Genomic DNA, 16,501 nt, shown 5'->3' on the forward strand with positions numbered 1-16,501 from the left:
AAGCTCTGCGTGTTGCAGAGCTTTTTGATTTGATGATACCGGTATATTCCTATTTTTTTGAGCCAGGTTTTAAAATATTTGGCCATTCCTGCTCCTGAGAACTTTTAATTCATTAAACGGTATTCACTGGGCGATTTACCCGTTTTTGTTTTAAATATTTTGGTAAAGTGGGATGGGTGCTCAAATCCAAGTCCGTAAGCAATTTCGCTGATGGACTGATTGGTACCCCACAGCATGGTTTTCGCTTTATCTATCAGTTCCAGGTGGATATGCTCCTGTGTGGTTTTGCCTGTAAATTTACCCAGCAGATCTGACAAATAATTGGGCGAAAGGTTGAGCCTGGAGGCAAAATAACCTACGCTGGGCAAGCCGGTTTCTATAAGGGTGCTTTGCGAAAAATAATCTTTTAGCAATTTTTCAAACTGCTGTACCACGTCTGAATTGACTTTGGCCCGGGTATAAAACTGGCGGTCATAAAATCTGTTGCAGTAATTTAATAACAATTCAATATTGCTCACAATAAGGCCCTGCGAATGCTTGTCGATATTTAGCGCGTACTCTTTTTCGATCTTCGCTACACAATCTTTGATGATCAGTTTTTCCTCCTCCGAGATATGCAGTGCCTCATTTATCTCGTAATTAAAAAATGAATACTGGTGTATCTTCCTGCCCAGATCGGTACCATGGATCAGATCGGGGTGGATGAACAGTGCCCAGCCTTCTTCTACTTGAACATCTGGTCCGGGACCTATAACCTGGTCGGGCGCTGTAAACATCAGAGAGCCTTCATTAAAATCATAATGTCCCTTACCGTATTTTAACAATCCGTCGAACTTTTTACATGAAATGATATAAAACCCAAACCGGTAAAATACCTCTGCTTTAGGCCGATAGTTTTTATAGAAATCGCAATGGTCAATCACACTCACCAGAGGATGCCTGGGTGAGGCGTATTGTACCATTTGGTGCAGTTGGCTGATTGATTTAATGTCAATGTATTTATCGGCCATGTTGTTATTGATAAGATAAAGTTACTATAAAAAAGGGAAGGCTGCCCAGGTTAGAGAGTAGGGATTTTTGGGAATAAGGAGCAAGGATATAAGGAGCAAAGACTAAGGAAAAAAGAAAAGTCCTTGCTCCTTATTCCCAAAATCATTGCTCCCTACTAAATCCCCATTTGGCCTATTATCATTTTTTTGAAATCCACATCATCCATTTGGTGTCTTGCCTCCAATATTGGCCCGGCATCATGGCCTACTGGGTAACGTAATTTTTCGGTACCATCGGTGGCTGCTTCATAAATGGCATTGGCCACTTCGCTAATGTTCTCAGACATCGGCCATTGCTCTACCGCGCTGATAAATTTATCAAATGGCGCCTGGTAATCGCCTGATCCGCCAACGCCGTAAATGGATATAGAACGACCTGCGAACTCGGTTTTATAACCACCCGGTTCAACTATTTTTAAGCGGATACCTAATGGGTTTAACTCATATTGGATAGATTCTGTTAAACCCTCCAACGCAAATTTGGTAGCATGGTAAAGAGATGAAAATGGGAAAGTAACCTTGCCTCCGATGGAAGAAACATTGATAATGATGCCTGATCTTTGCTGGCGCATCAGGGGTAACAAGGCTTTGGTCACATCAATCAGCCCAAAGAAATTAACATCGAATTGTTTTTTGATCTCTGCTTCACTGGCAGCTTCCAATGCACCAAATGCACCATAACCCGCATTGTTTACCAATACATCAATGTGACCAAACTTTTCAATACCGGCTTTCACTGCGTTTTGTATGCTGGCCTTGTCGGTTACATCCAATTTGGTTAATAAAACCTGATCAAGTGCCGGTAATTCTGTTTCTTTTTCTGGCGAACGCATGGTAGCTATAACGTTCCAGTTGTTTTTATGAAATAATTTAACGGCCTCTTTTCCAAATCCTGATGAAGCGCCGGTTATTAATACTGTCTTTTTCATTGCTTTTATATTTAAATGCTGAAGCAAAGGTGGGACGAAAGGCGCAGACAGATTTATACTTTTCAACTGATCACTTATACTTTTAGAGGATGATGATGAGCTCATCCTTACATTTATCATTTTGATAACTCTGCCCTTTCAAAATGATAGTCGGGATTTTCCCCTGTTTTTTAAAATACCACTATTTTATGGCCCTATCTCATTTTAAGCCGATTTATAGCAACAGGTATTTTATGGCATGTTATTGGTTTGTGTGTCCTGATTTATTAATAGTCAAATATTTTATGTTATGGCATCAATTTATATCGTATTAAAAATAGTGACTTTATTAGCGGTTATCATTATTCCGTTAGCCGGTCCCAAAAGGAAAAAACCGGCACACATATCCGGAACAGGCAAATTTGCGGTAAATGAAAATGGTTATCTGGAACATTACACCGGTAACCCTATACAAGCGTACAACCCTGCTCAATTACCATTCAGATACGGTTGAACTCAGTGAAAGTTAGATGATCCATTTTGTCCCGAAGTAACCTCGGAGAAATTTTACAGACCGGATAGTAATGATGCCGGTATCATTATAATTGATGTCATTAATAAATCATAATCAATAATTATGAAAATTTCTTAAACTTTTCATAAATCCAAATCGTTACTTGTTAACTGAGGGTTAATAAGTGTTTGTCATTAAAAATCAGGAATTATGAAGATTTTTGTAGCGAATATTCCATTTTACGTAAGCGGTGTAGGTATCAGGCAATTGTTTGAATTATTTGGTGCCGTTATAGCTGTTAAAATTATAATAGAACCTAAAACGGGTAAGAGCAAAGGTTTTGGCTTTGTGGAGATGCAGGATGACCAGCAAGGTTTACACGCGATCAAGGAATTGGATGGCAGTACCATAGGCGATCGGGACATTGTGGTTAAGCTTGCCGATCAGCAACCCGAAGAAGTCCATGTACATAAACGCCCGCGCATTTCAATAAGATAAACAAATGCGCTTTTTCTTATTTAATTAGGGTTATTTTAATGAACGAAATGATAACAATGGCAGAAATTGCTGCCAGAACGTTAACCGTTAACGTGATACATTTGCTAAAAAGCGAGATAGGGGAACAAGGGATAGTGGCCGCTTTGGGTAACCAGGTGTTGATTAGTATTAGCAAAGCTGATTTTGAACAAAAGCTCGGTAATCTCCTGCAAAAGATCTATTACACTATTGACAAACATTTTCCGGTACGCCAGGATCATCTATCAGTTGTTATACGAGATACGGATGCCCGATATGAAAATGTGTTCAAAATATGGAAGTCGGTCTGAGTTTTTAATTATTTAACTGAACCGTATTTATTGCTATAAATACAAGCATACAGTTAAAGAACTAAGCAATAGTAACGGTAACACCAGCACTTTCCAGCGTGTTTACTACATGATCTGATACCTGGTCATCGGTAATGATCTGGTCTATTTCATCAATATTACATATTTTACCAAAACCACGTTTCCCGAATTTGGTAGAATCAGCCAGTACAATGGTTTTGTTAGAGATGGCCATCATTTGTTTATTCAAATGGGCCTCCATAGCATTGGTTGTAGTGAGGCCATATTCAATATCAATACCATCCACACCCAAAAACAGCATGCTGCAGAAAAAATCTTTCAGGATGTTTTCGGCGTAGGCGCCCATTACTGATGAGGAACTTTTTCTGATCATTCCACCCAGTTGCAATACTTCAACCCCCGGGGTATGGATCAGCTCGATAGCTACATTTAACGATGAGGTGATAACCGTAAGAGCTTCCCTGGCTTGTATGCTTTTTGCAAAGGCCTGTATGGTTGTACCCGAAGCCAGAATAATAGAATCATTAACCCCGATGAGGCCGGCAGCAGCAGCCCCGATACGCATCTTTTCGGCCGAATTTATTTTTTCTTTTTCATTTACCGGCCTATCAGAAGTGTAAGGGTTACTTTGTGTAGCCCCGCCATGCGTACGGAAAAGCAAATGTTTTTCTTCCAGATATTTCAGATCCTTCCTGATGGTTACGGACGAGACTTTCAATTCTTTGCACAGGTCAACTACTTCAACATAGCCCTCCTTTTGCATTTTATTGATAATATACTGGTGTCGCTCTGTTAAATTGATCATAAAATCATCAATCAAATTTATAGGGCCAAATTACACATTATGAATATCAAATGTTTAATAAAGTACACGATTAACCACTATAAAAACAATTTTATATACGATGATCAGCAATCACTTGTAGCTGTTGCATATCATGCTAACTTTAACTTATTGTTAGGCTATTGTTTTTGATGTTTTTTTCTGGTAGTGTTAATGTAGTGGTAAACTAAATGGAAAAGTGAATGGCAATATCAAAAATTCCTATTTATATTTAGGTCCCAATTAATTATAAACGTAAATAGTAAAGTGCATAAAATTATTAACAGTGATCAAATTCAGCAATTGATTGCAGGTGAAGAGTCTGCATTTGATGCTATTTATGAAATGTACTGTGAAAAAGTTTACAGGCTGGCATTCAGATTTTTAAAAGACAGAGAACAGAGTGAAGAGATTGTTCAGGAATGTTTTATAAATCTTTGGATGAGCCGGGAAAAATTAAACCCCGAAGGAAATATGTGGCTTTACATTTATGTAATTGCCAAAAGATTATCACTAAATGCATTAAGGCAAATTTGCCAATCCAGAGAGTTTGCCGATAAATTGATCAATCGTATTGTAACCTCACACAACGATACAGAAGAAGATTTGCTGGTTAATGAATTGGAGAAGTTTACAGAAAACATCATTAATAAACTACCCAAACAGCAACAACTCATATTCAGATTAAGCCGCGTAGAGCACCTGTCGCACAAAGAAATAGCTGATCAATTGCAGATATCGCCAAATACGGTAAAAAACCATATGGTTGAGGCGCTCAAAACTTTAAGATCCCACTTGCAATATTCAGATCTCATCTATTTTGCAGTTTTATTTTTCTGGATTTAATTTTTTTTATTTCTGACTAGTCCTATCCTATAGTTGGTGTGTTCTCTACGTACCAAACCCATTCTGGGTATTATAAACCATCATATATGAATAAGGATAAACTCGAGCGTTTATTACAGCAGTATTTTAATAATACCATAACTGATACCGACTGTATTGAGTTGCTTGATTATCTGCGTAATAATGATTCCGACGAAATAGCTAAGACAATAGATGAGCGGTTATTGATGCTTGAAGAAGGGCCGGAGTTTAATCGTTTTCAGGCTAAAAAAGTTTTAGAGCGCATTAAATCTGATAGCAGATTTATTCGTGAAACTGAAGAACCTGAGGATAGTAAATCTGCAAGCAAATGGTACAGCAACTGGATAAGAGTTGCCGTTATCCTTGTTTTTTTTAGCGCTGTTAGCTTTTATTTTTTATTTAACAGGTATAATAAAGTAACCGATCAAAATGATTTAACAAAAGTTAAATCTTCTCAAATTTTACCGGGCAGCGCTAAAGCAAGCTTAACGCTGGCAAATGGTAAAGTTATTTTATTGGACAGCGTGGCTGATGGGATGCTAACAAAATCTGGCCGAACAGTGGTTAACAAGGCTCATAATGAAGGACTTGTTTATAATGCGCAGGCAGATAATAACAGAACAATTGCACATACCGATACTATATATAACACATTAAGCACCCCGCGTGGAGGCGAGTATAAAGTGAAGCTCCCAGATGGTACCAATGTATGGTTAAACTCATCATCATCATTAAGTTACCCCGTGGAGTTTGCAGGTAACGAAAGGCATGTAAAGCTTACCGGAGAAGCCTATTTTGAAGTCGCTAAAAATAGGAATAAGCCTTTTTATGTTCATGTTACTAACACCTATGTGAAAGTTTTGGGTACACATTTCAATATCGCGGCCTATAATGATGATGCGGAACTTACCACTACTTTATTAGAAGGCTCAGTTCAGATCAGTAAAAATAATAAGCAGTGTTTATTAAAGCCAGGCCAACAGGCTGTTATTAAAAACAACACCGATTTAATCAATGTTTCTGAAGCCAGCATTAACCAGGTTATGGCCTGGAAAAACGGGTATTTTGTATTTAACGATGACAACATCAACGCCATCATGAAAAAGTTATCGCGCTGGTATGATGTGGATGTTGAATATCAGGGCAGCTTTGAAAATCAGCGTTTTGGGGGCACATTTTACCGCTCCAAAGGAATTACAGAGTTATTGAATAATCTGGAAAAAATAGGAAAAGTACACTTTAAAATTACAGGAAGGAGGATTATAGTTATGCAATAAATCTACATTCCCATTTCTCACTTATTATTATCTGGAAGTAAACCAGGAGCGTTTCGGACCGCCCCTGGTGTCAGCCATGATCCGGCTATGACAGATAATGAAATTAATTGCAGCGAATACAACCACTTAATTAATAAACTGACATTCAAATGTATAAAAATTTTACTGCATTTACTTGCGGCAAACAACGTGGGCGCCTATATAAACCTGTGCTTATCATGAAACTAACCCTAATTTTGCTAACGGCCACCTTTTTACAGGTAACAGCAGCAACTTACGCACAGAAGGTTACATTGAAGGCCGAAAAAAGCAATCTGAAAGAAGTATTTGAGCAAATACAAAATCAAACAGGCTACGATTTTTTATATAACTCAGACGACCTGAAGTTTGCCAAACCGGTAAGCCTTGATCTTAAAAATGTCCCTTTAAAACAGGCACTGGATATGTGCTTTGCCAACCAGTTACTCACCTATGTAATTGAAAATAAAACCATATTAATTAGTAAAAAAACAGGCCAGAGTGACAATGCTAAGCCACCGAAAAAAATTACGGGAAAAGTTACTGACAATAAGGGCTTTCCCTTACCAGGGGTAACGATTAAAGAGAAGGGAACAAGAACTGGTGTAGTGACCGACAATAATGGAAATTATACCATTAATGTTAGTGATGATAACGCCATACTGGTTTTTAGCTTTGTTGGCTTTGTAACCCGCGAAATGCCGCTTAATGGTAAACCACAACTCAATATAACCCTCGAAGATAATCCAACTGACCTGAACGAAGTTGTAGTAGTAGGTTATGGTACGCAAAGGAAAGAATCGGTTACCGGGGCCATTACCTCTATTGGTACTAAAGACCTGGTACAATCGCCAACCGCGAATTTAAGTAATGCATTAGCCGGCCGTTTATCAGGTTTAACGGCTATCCAAACATCGGGTAAACCAGGCGATGATAACTCAACCCTATATGTGCGAGGTGTTGGAACCTATACCGGTGTAACCGCACCGCTGATCATGGTTGATGGTGTTGCACGCGATACCTATAATGACATCGATCCCAATGAAGTTGAAACGGTGAGCATATTAAAAGATGCTTCTGCTACAGCAGTATATGGTGTTCGTGGTGCCAACGGTGTTATTCTGATCACCACCAAGCGCGGTAAAGAAGGCGCTCCTAAAGTAAGTGGTACAGCCCAAACGGCTATATCACAATTCTCCAGTATGCCTAATTTTGTTAATTCATACCAATATGCTTCCTTATTAAATGAACAGAGTTATGAGAACTATTGGATACAGCATTCCCGTGATGCTGATGTAAAAACCTGGAGTGATTTTGCCCAGAAAAGAGATGCTAATTGGGTAAAAGAAGCCACGATCTATTACTCACCTGATGACCTGAAATATTACCAGAATGCACATACGCCCACTGTCAATGGAAAGCCAAATCCTTATTATGACCCTTACGGACATCCGGATCAGGATTGGAAAAAACAGATCTTTAATAAGTTCACACCGCAAACCCAGTACAACGTAAATATTACCGGTGGAACGCCGTCTGTAAAATATTTCGTATCCCTTGGTTATTTGAAACAAGGGGGCTTGTTTAATACAGATTATATGCCATTCGGTGACGACATGCAGTTCAAGAAAAAACGTTACAATTTGCGTTCAAACCTTGATTTTGATGTCAATAAAAACTTCCGCGTATCGGTTGATATTGCTACACAGTATGTAACTATAACAGGTATGGATAATGATGCCTATACCTGGGAAAAACGTATCCTATGGTCTTCGCCGCTTGGATCGCCTGGTATTATCAATGGTAAATTTGTGGTGCCATTTAGTAATCAGAACGAACAGCTCAATCCATTATATGCCATAGCCAACAGCAATAATTACAATATCAACACCAATAGTACCTTAAATTCTTCAATCAAATTAACGCATAAACTCGATTTTATTACCGAAGGTTTATCAATCAACGCAAGAGGTGCTTATGATAGTTATTTTCAGGACCGCTCTTACGGAAAGTATACACCATTGCTATATGGTGTACGACCTAATCCAAATGGCGATAAATTAAATCCCATCCTGGTGCAGTTGACTAATGATGTGGCGCCCATGAGATCAACTGATTACTACACCGAAAAATGGCGTAAGCTATATGGAGAGTTTTCGATAAACTACAACCATACTTTTGCAAAAAAGCATGTTGTTACAGGTCTGATATTAGCAAATGCCGAAAAACGGTATGACCCAACTTATGTCCCTGATCTGCCCCATGCATATGAAGGTGCCGCTGCAAGGGTAACTTACGCTTATGATAATAGATATCTGGCCGAGTATAACATGGGTTATAACGGATCAGAAAATTTTCCCGAAGGTAAAAGATTTGGTTTCCTGCCTGCTTATTCATTGGGTTGGATTGCCAGTAATGAGTCTTTCTTCCCCAAAACCGATTATGTAACCTACCTGAAAGTCAGGGGGAGTTTAGGTAAGGTAGGAAATGATGGGATTTATGTACCTGGGAGTAATCCCCCACAGTTAGCGCGTTACCTGTACCTACCTGATACCTGGAAATATGGCGATAGCTATACTTTCGGAACGCTCAATGATCGTAACAGTGTACAAGGAGCAATGGAGAATGTATTGGGTAATCCAAACGTTACCTGGGAGGTTGCCACCAAATCAAATATAGGTTTAGAGGCACATTTGTTTAACGAACGTGTTACGCTTACGTTTGATCACTTTAACGAACATCGTAAAAACATCCTTTCATACCGCGGAAGTGTTCCGGGTATAGTTCAGGCAACTTTACCTCCATACAATTTAGGTGAGGTGAAAAATTGGGGTAATGAGTTGGAGATCACCTATAACAGTGCCCCCGGAAAATTTACCTGGTGGGTAAAAGGAAATGCCTCAACCAACAAGAACAAGATTATTTTCCAAGACGAAGCTATTGCTCCCGGACAGGAATATAATGCCGCTACCGGTCGCCCTATCAATCAGGGATCATACCTGCAGGCAAACGGCTTGTATACTTCATGGTCACAGCTATATGCTATTGATGGTAACGGAAACCCCATATTGTCAAGCCCGGTAAGGGCCTTAGATAAAAGTGGGAAACCTTATGTAAACGCTGCAGGGAACCCGGTTTATCAGAAAGATCTGGGTTATGCGGGTGCTCCGCTGCAACCCGGAGAGGTGAGGTTGGTGGATGTTAATGGTGACGGTATCATCAACGAAAAGGATTATGTGCGAACCGGTAAAACAGATATACCGGAACTTAGCTACGGTTTTTCATTCGGTTTCAGCTATAAAGGTTTCGACTTTTCGGCACTCTTGCAGGGTGTTGGCGGAGTGGCCAAATATGCCATGCAGGAGCTTCATTTTAACAAGCAGCAATCACTTTTTGATGTGGATCTGAACCGCTATACGCAGGAGCGCTATGACAATGGCGACCGGATCGACTTTCCTATTGCTGCCTATAACCAGGCGGCCGCCTACAGCACTTTTTTCCTGAAAAGTACCTCATATCTGCGATTGAAAAACATGGAGATAGGGTATACGCTCAAGCCAAGTTTTTTGAAAAAAGTGGGTATCAAATCTGCCCGTTTTTATGTGAACGGTTTGAACCTGTACACATGGTCACCTAATAAAATATGGGGTGATCCCGAAAACTTAGGATACATCGGTTATCCGCTAACCCGAACTTATAACGCGGGTTTAAATGTTAATTTTTAATCAACTAATAGCTAAATAATGAAAAGAATAAATATACTCATATTGCTTTTTGTAGGTATTGTTGGTGGCTTGTCTACAACAAGCTGCAAAAAAAGCTTTCTGGAAAAACCCAAAGGTGGGTCGGTAACGGTTGATACTATTTTTGACAGCAAGAACCAGGCACAGTATGCGATAGCAGAGATGTATTATCTGTGCATAAGGGGTTATTTTCCGCAAACCTATGATGGTTGCCGTCCCGAAGCCATTACAGATCAGCTTTATATTATACACCCTGCTTATGATTGGGCTTCAAATACAATTGGTACCGGATCATATATAACCGGTAACATGAGTGCCGACGCCAACTGTGATTACGGTTTTGGCGCGGATAATGGCCCTGGTTATGGCTGGCATTACAAAGGCATAAGGCAGGCAAACCTGGTATTAAAAAATATCAATAAGGTTGCTGATGCCGATGCAAACTGGAAGACAGATGTAAAAGGGCAGGCCCTTTTTTGCAGGGCTATGCAGCATTTTGAGGCGTTTAGATATTATGGTGGTATCCCCATTGTAAATAAACCTTTGGACGGTGACTCCAAAATCGAGATACCGCGCAGCTCGGTACAATCTGTAGTTGATAGTGTAGTTAAATGGTGCGACCAGGCTGCAAGCATGCTGCCCGCTACACGTGCATCTGCCGATTTTGGAAAGGTTACCAAGCTGGCTGCTTTGGCTTTAAAAGCCAGGATATTATTATATGCTGCAAGTCCGCTTTATAATACACCAGCCAATTTAAAAGCCGAAGTATCAGGCGCTCGTTTTGGAGATGGTCGCGATACAGTATTGGCTTATGCGAGTTATGACCAGGAACGTTGGAACAAAGCGGCCAAGGCTGCTAAAGACGTAATAGATAACGCAGGAGGTGCAGGGGTATCTTTACTCAATACCGGGAAACCTTTAACAACTGGCGAAACCTATGCCACACTTGGTGATTATGAGTCGGTATGGAACGTATTTGCAAACCAGGAGCTGATTTTAGTGAACACGGCTAACCAGGCGGGCAGCGGTTTTGTGTGGGGACAGTATTTATCGTCGAAATTACGTTTGGCTCAATGGGGCGTAAAGAACAATGTGCCTGTTGAATTTATACAGCAGTATGAAAAAACGGACGGTACTAAGTGGACTTTACCTGCTACCGGTGCCGACTTGCCGGTTGATATTGCAGCTCTTAATCTTGATCCCAGGTTTTATCAAACCATTGCTTACGATGGTAAATATTACAGCAGTCAGCGTGGTGTTTTAGCCTATTATAAAAAGGGGGATTATGCAACCGATGGTAACCTGGCCAGTAGTGATGCCGGGGTTGATGGTTATGCTACAGAGGTGTATAAGTTTGTTGCCCGGGTTGATAACATGACGGATAATCACCTGGCCTGGCCGGTGTTTCGTTTAGCGGAATTTTATTTGAGCTACGCCGAAGCATTGAATGAATACCAGGGGCCGGGAGGCGATGCCACCAACTATCTTAACCTGATCAGAAAAAGAGCCGGTATGCCCGAAAAGCATCCTGCTGACGCCGGTTCATTCAGGGATGCTATTCAAAATGAACGTACTATTGAATTAGCCTATGAAGGTCATCGGTATAATGACCTTAACCGTTGGCTAAAGGCAAAATCGGTGTTAAATGGTACTTTGCACGGTATCCAAACCACCGCAAGGAAAGGTACAGACGGGCAATTAAAGCGAACCTGGCAGGTTGTGCCTTTTGTTACAAGAGTGTTTCCCGCAAAATACTATTACGTTCCGTTCCCCAGTAAAGAGATCAGTTTAAGATATCTGGGTAATAAGAGTTGGGATGGACAAAATCCGGGGTGGTAATCAGCTGTACACATTAACAATTAATGAGAAAAATGAAAAAAGAATATATAAGCCTTTTTGCATGGATTTTTACGTTCTGTAGCTTTTCTGCCGCCAATGCGCAAACTACAAATGTAAGTCAGGCAGATTCCATTAAAGCCAATAATACCGCTTCAAAAGCAATAATTGATGGTGGAATAAAAACTGAAAGATCCTGGAGAAATACAGGCGCGGTTTTTACCCTGCCGGGTGAAGACTTAACCCATATGACCGTAGGTAATTTATTAAATACACTTCAGGGGCGCATTCCGGGTTTAACTGTGGTAACCGGATCTGGTGAACCTGGGTATGATAATCCCACCCTTTATGTTAGGGGGCAAAGCAGCTGGAATATAGCCGGGAACCAGGTACTCATTTATCTGGACGGCTCACAGGTTGATATGGGAGCCATAAGTGGTTTATCAGCTTATGAAATAGAATCGGTAACGCTGTTAAAAGACGCTGCTGCATTAGCCGTATATGGGTTACAGGGCGGAGCTGGTGTGCTCAGTATCAAAACCAAACGAGGAGCGGTGATGCCTAAAACACAAATAACTGTTAACGGCAGGTATGGGATACTCAGCGCCATTGACCTGCCCACGGTGATGGATGCCTATGGCTATACCACAGGTTATAATCAGGCTTTAAAAAATGATGGCTTGCCTATTAAGTATCCAAATCCGGAATTGTATAAGGCTGCTAACGATCCGTTTCACCCAAATGTGAACTGGTATGATGAGTTGCTTAAAAAAACCTCAACTATTCAGGATTACAATTTTTCTTTCAGGGGAGGAAATGCCACAGCCAAATATTTTGTGCTGATGAATTACACCAACTTTGAAGGTTTATATAAAAATGCCAATATTATTGATAAGGATTTTGGTACAAACGCCAGGTATACCAAGTTAAACCTTCGGGCTAATGTGGAACTGCAGTTGAACAAAAATCTATCGGTAATGGCCAATATCAGTGGTATAACTGAAGATAGAAATACCCCATCAGGCTTTGCCGCGGGTGATGTATTCAACGCGCTCATGTATTTGCCCGCTTCTGCTTTCCCGGTGAAAAATCCAAATGGTTCCTGGGGAAATAGTTCTGTGTACAATTTTAACCCGGTTGAGCTTCTGCAACAAAACGGAGTGTATAGCTCTCACACCAGAACCCTGCAAACAACCTTTAGCTTTACCCAGAAACTGGATGCCATAACCAAAGGCCTGGATCTGCGGGGCTTGGTATCATTTAGCAACCAGTATGTTGGTGTTTATCAAAAACTGTTCTCGGTGCCGTCTTATGAGATTGTAAAAGATGCTAATGACCAGCCGGTAATGTCAAATGGCAGTGTTGTTTATAAAACGATAGGCACTATCAGTCAGTCAAGTAATGACAACGGCGGCCCATTCTGGAACCGGACTACTGTACAGGTGGGTTTTGATTATGATCGCAGTTTTGGCAAACATACTTTTACCGGTATGATCATGGCCCGAAGGCAAGGTTATAGCCACAACGGTTTAACTTATCAGGTACGTACACAAGGCTTGTCTGGCGATTTAACCTATGACTATGATAAAAAATACATTGTTGATTTTTCTGCCGCGTACAATGGATCGGCTGATTTTCAGCCAGGTAACCGATATGGTTTTTTTCCTGCGGTTGGTTTGGGCTGGATAGTATCTAAAGAAGATTTCTTGAAAGATAACGCTTCTGTTAATTTCCTGAAGTTAAGAGCTTCTTATGGTTCTACCGGTAGTATCAATGAAAATTACCGTTTCTTATATCAGCAATTTGCAGTAGGTGCCCCGGGATGGATTACCGGAACCGCTAACACCAACCATGGTGGTCTTGCAGAGGGCCCTTTCACCAATGCGAATGCTGCATGGGAAAAGAAAACCACACTAAACATTGGTGTTGATTGGGAGTTATGGAAAAACCTCTCGGGTACTGTAGATGTATTTACAGAAAAACGCACGGGTATCCTCGAGATCCCATCGGCTGGCGTACCCGATTACACCGGTTTTAACTTGCAATATGCCAATACAGGTGAGGTACATAATAAAGGAATTGAAGCCTCTCTTAAATTTGACCAAAAGCATCGTAATTTTGAATACTATGTAGGTGGATCGGTAGCTTTTGCCCGGAATAAAATAACCAAAAGATCCGAAGCTCCGCAGCCTTATAATTACCTCTACACACAAGGCTATCCGCTTAATCAAATGCGGGGGTTGGTTTTCAAGGGCTTCTATCAACAATCTGATTTTGATGCTAATGGTAATTTAAAGCAGGGTGTAGTTGCCTCTTCATATACCAATGTGAAGCCAGGTGATTTGAAATTTGCCGACCAGGATGGCAATGGTATCATTAATGATTATGACAAGGTACCCTTAAATTATACCAAATTACCCGAAATTACCATTGGCTTTAACCTTGGTTTTAAATATAAAGGATTTGATTTTGACGCCTATCTGCAGGGGGTTATGCATCGTACAGTTAGCTTGCTTGATGATGCCCCATACTATATTAAACCATTTGTAAACAATAACAACATTACCGCATTTTCGGCAAACAGCTGGACTCCTGAAAACGCCACTACGGCTACTTCGCCCCGCCTTTCTACCCTGAGCAATGCCAATAATACCCAGGCATCTGATTTTTGGATGCGCAACGGTAACTTTTTGAAACTACGCAGTGTTGAACTGGGCTATACTTTACCTCAAAAGGGCTTTTTAAAGAAGCTGGACGCCATAAGGGTATTTGTAAATGGAACCAACTTGTTTACATGGGATAAAATTGACGATCTGGAGGCCGAACGCCTTTCTATGGGATATCCTTTAATGAAAACTGTAAGTTTTGGAATGAAAGTGAAATTGTAGTAATAAACTATTTGTAATTACAAGGAAATGAAAAAAAATCGATATATAATAACATTGCTGGCAATAGGTACGCTGCTTTACTCCTGTAAACGTGATTACCTTGATGTGCAAACGCTGCAGGCGGGTGTTACTGTTGATAAACTTTACAGCAACTATAACTATGTACAGCAGCAGGTTTGGAATATTTACAGTTACCTGCCCGATGGTCTTGCCAATCTGGATATGGAAGCCGCTACCGATAATGCGGAAGCTACCAACGCCTTAGATACAGCGCAAACCTTTAATACCGGTACCTGGAACCAGTACAATAACCCTGCTGATGTTTGGGCCCGAAACTTTAAAGGTATAAGACAAGCTAATCTTTATCTGAAAAATAAGGGTGCAGTTGATATTTCCTATATCAAGGATAAGATCACCTCAACAGATTCAACCGCCTATTTTAACGCCCGCAATAACGTTAAGTTTATGGAAGGTGAAGCCCTTTTTTTGAAAGCGTTTTTTTACCTCGAATTAGTTAAGCGTTATGGAGGCGTGCCTATTTTGGAACAGCCGTTGGATTATGATGATGCTAACAGCTGGAAAAATGTACAGCGAAACTCTCTTGATGAGTGTCTGAAGTATATTGCTTCCTTGTGTGACAAATCAGCGGCTATTATACCGGCTAACCTTAGTCCTTACTCCTGGTATGAGGCGGGCCGTGTTACGCAAGGGGCAATAAAAGCGTTAAAAGCAAAAGCGCTGTTATATGGAGCGAGCCCGCTGTTTAAAGATAACGGTTCAACTGTAACCTGGGCACAAGCAGCAGCCGCGGCGCATGATGTAATGACCTTGAACGCTTATTCTCTTGATGCTAATTATACCAATTTATATGGTGCAAATAGCACAACATCAGCCGAGCTTATTTTTTATCGTCGTTATGGAGCTATAAATACGGTTGAGTATGCGAATTACCCAATCTCATTTCAAAATAGCAGGGGCGCCAGCATCGCACCAACTGAAAATTTTGTGGAAAGTTTTGAAGTGCTTCAAAAGGATGGATCGGGTAATATAACCGGTTCTGTACCCTTTAGCTGGAGCAATTCAATCCATGCGGCAAATCCATATCAAAACCGCGACCCCCGTTTCACTGCCACCGTTGTATATAATGGGGCTACTTTTAAATCCACAACTATCGAAACGTTTACCGGTGGTAATAGTGGCCTGCCAAAACAAAATGCTACTAAAACTGGCTATTACCTATCAAAGTGGGTTAATCAATCTATCGATCTGGTTAATAACACGAAGGCCAATCATGCCTGGATCTATTTCCGATATGGAGAACTCCTGCTGAATTATGCTGAAGCCATGTATAATGCTTACGGCGCCGATGCCGATCCTCAAGGATACGGGATGACCGCACTGCAGGCCATCAACAAGGTAAGGCAACGCGTAAAAATGCCGGTATTAACTGCTTTGAACCAGCAAGCCATTGAACATGAGCGTAATGTGGAGTTGGGTTATGAAGATCAACGTTTTTGGGATGTCCGCAGATGGAAAGAAGGATCATTATATTTCAAAGCTCCGGTAAGCCGTATTGAGATCACTAATTCTGGAGGTTCAAATAGCTATGCAGTTAAGCAATTAGAAGCGCGGGTGTTTGATGAAAAAATGAATTGGTTCCCGATTCCGCAAAGCGAGATCGCGAAAACCAATTGGAAACAAAACCCGGGTTGGTAATAATATCCGGATCA

At 40.7% G+C, this 16,501-nt stretch carries 12 protein-coding genes; 9 read left to right on the forward strand and 3 right to left on the reverse strand.

The window, feature by feature from the left end:
• Positions 1-104: 104 nt before the first annotated feature.
• The gene (locus ACNURT_RS06090; protein WP_419700982.1) at positions 105-1,010 is read right to left on the reverse strand and encodes a helix-turn-helix domain-containing protein; all 906 of its coding nucleotides are present in this window, start codon (positions 1,008-1,010) and stop codon (positions 105-107) included.
• A 155-nt stretch (positions 1,011-1,165) separates the two neighbouring features.
• Complete coding sequence (locus tag ACNURT_RS06095; RefSeq protein ID WP_419700983.1) at positions 1,166-1,978, reverse strand: SDR family oxidoreductase; 813 nt, start codon at positions 1,976-1,978, stop codon at positions 1,166-1,168.
• Positions 1,979-2,267: 289 nt separating this feature from the next.
• Between ACNURT_RS06095 and ACNURT_RS06100 the strand changes: the two genes are divergently transcribed.
• From ACNURT_RS06100 to ACNURT_RS06110, 3 genes are all read left to right on the forward strand, one after another.
• Complete coding sequence (locus ACNURT_RS06100) at positions 2,268-2,471, forward strand: hypothetical protein (protein ID WP_419700984.1); 204 nt, start codon at positions 2,268-2,270, stop codon at positions 2,469-2,471.
• A 210-nt stretch (positions 2,472-2,681) separates the two neighbouring features.
• On the forward strand, positions 2,682-2,969 hold the full coding sequence (locus ACNURT_RS06105) for an RNA recognition motif domain-containing protein (RefSeq protein WP_419700985.1): 288 nt from the start codon (positions 2,682-2,684) through the stop codon (positions 2,967-2,969).
• Between the two features lie 38 nt (positions 2,970-3,007).
• On the forward strand, positions 3,008-3,298 hold the full coding sequence (locus ACNURT_RS06110) for a hypothetical protein (protein ID WP_419700986.1): 291 nt from the start codon (positions 3,008-3,010) through the stop codon (positions 3,296-3,298).
• 61 nt (positions 3,299-3,359) lie between these two features.
• On the opposite strand, the gene ACNURT_RS06115 is transcribed toward ACNURT_RS06110, so the two are convergent.
• Positions 3,360-4,124 carry a DeoR/GlpR family DNA-binding transcription regulator gene (locus ACNURT_RS06115; RefSeq protein WP_370994023.1) on the reverse strand — a complete coding sequence of 255 codons (765 nt, stop codon included), beginning with the start codon at positions 4,122-4,124 and terminating at the stop codon, positions 3,360-3,362.
• A 285-nt stretch (positions 4,125-4,409) separates the two neighbouring features.
• Here ACNURT_RS06115 and ACNURT_RS06120 point away from each other — a divergent pair, with 285 nt between their 5' ends.
• The 6 genes from ACNURT_RS06120 to ACNURT_RS06145 all read left to right on the forward strand — a co-directional run bounded on the left by ACNURT_RS06120 (position 4,410) and on the right by ACNURT_RS06145 (position 16,487).
• Positions 4,410-4,988, forward strand: coding sequence for an RNA polymerase sigma factor (locus tag ACNURT_RS06120; RefSeq protein ID WP_419700987.1), 579 nt, complete (start codon positions 4,410-4,412; stop codon positions 4,986-4,988).
• Between the two features lie 86 nt (positions 4,989-5,074).
• Entirely contained in the window at positions 5,075-6,286 is a 1,212-nt protein-coding gene (locus ACNURT_RS06125) for a FecR family protein (RefSeq protein WP_419700988.1), read from the forward strand.
• A gap of 218 nt (positions 6,287-6,504) precedes the next feature.
• On the forward strand, positions 6,505-10,029 hold the full coding sequence (locus ACNURT_RS06130) for a TonB-dependent receptor (RefSeq protein ID WP_419700989.1): 3,525 nt from the start codon (positions 6,505-6,507) through the stop codon (positions 10,027-10,029).
• 18 nt (positions 10,030-10,047) lie between these two features.
• Positions 10,048-11,886, forward strand: coding sequence for a RagB/SusD family nutrient uptake outer membrane protein (locus ACNURT_RS06135; RefSeq protein ID WP_419700990.1), 1,839 nt, complete (start codon positions 10,048-10,050; stop codon positions 11,884-11,886).
• A gap of 32 nt (positions 11,887-11,918) precedes the next feature.
• Positions 11,919-14,771, forward strand: coding sequence for a SusC/RagA family TonB-linked outer membrane protein (locus ACNURT_RS06140; protein WP_419700991.1), 2,853 nt, complete (start codon positions 11,919-11,921; stop codon positions 14,769-14,771).
• Between the two features lie 27 nt (positions 14,772-14,798).
• A complete protein-coding gene (locus ACNURT_RS06145; RefSeq protein WP_419700992.1) occupies positions 14,799-16,487 on the forward strand; it encodes a RagB/SusD family nutrient uptake outer membrane protein in 1,689 nt (562 codons plus the stop codon).
• Positions 16,488-16,501: the final 14 nt, after the last annotated feature.

The sequence above is a fragment of the Mucilaginibacter sp. NFX135 genome, from assembly GCF_048565145.1.
In the GTDB taxonomy this organism is placed as follows: domain Bacteria; phylum Bacteroidota; class Bacteroidia; order Sphingobacteriales; family Sphingobacteriaceae; genus Mucilaginibacter.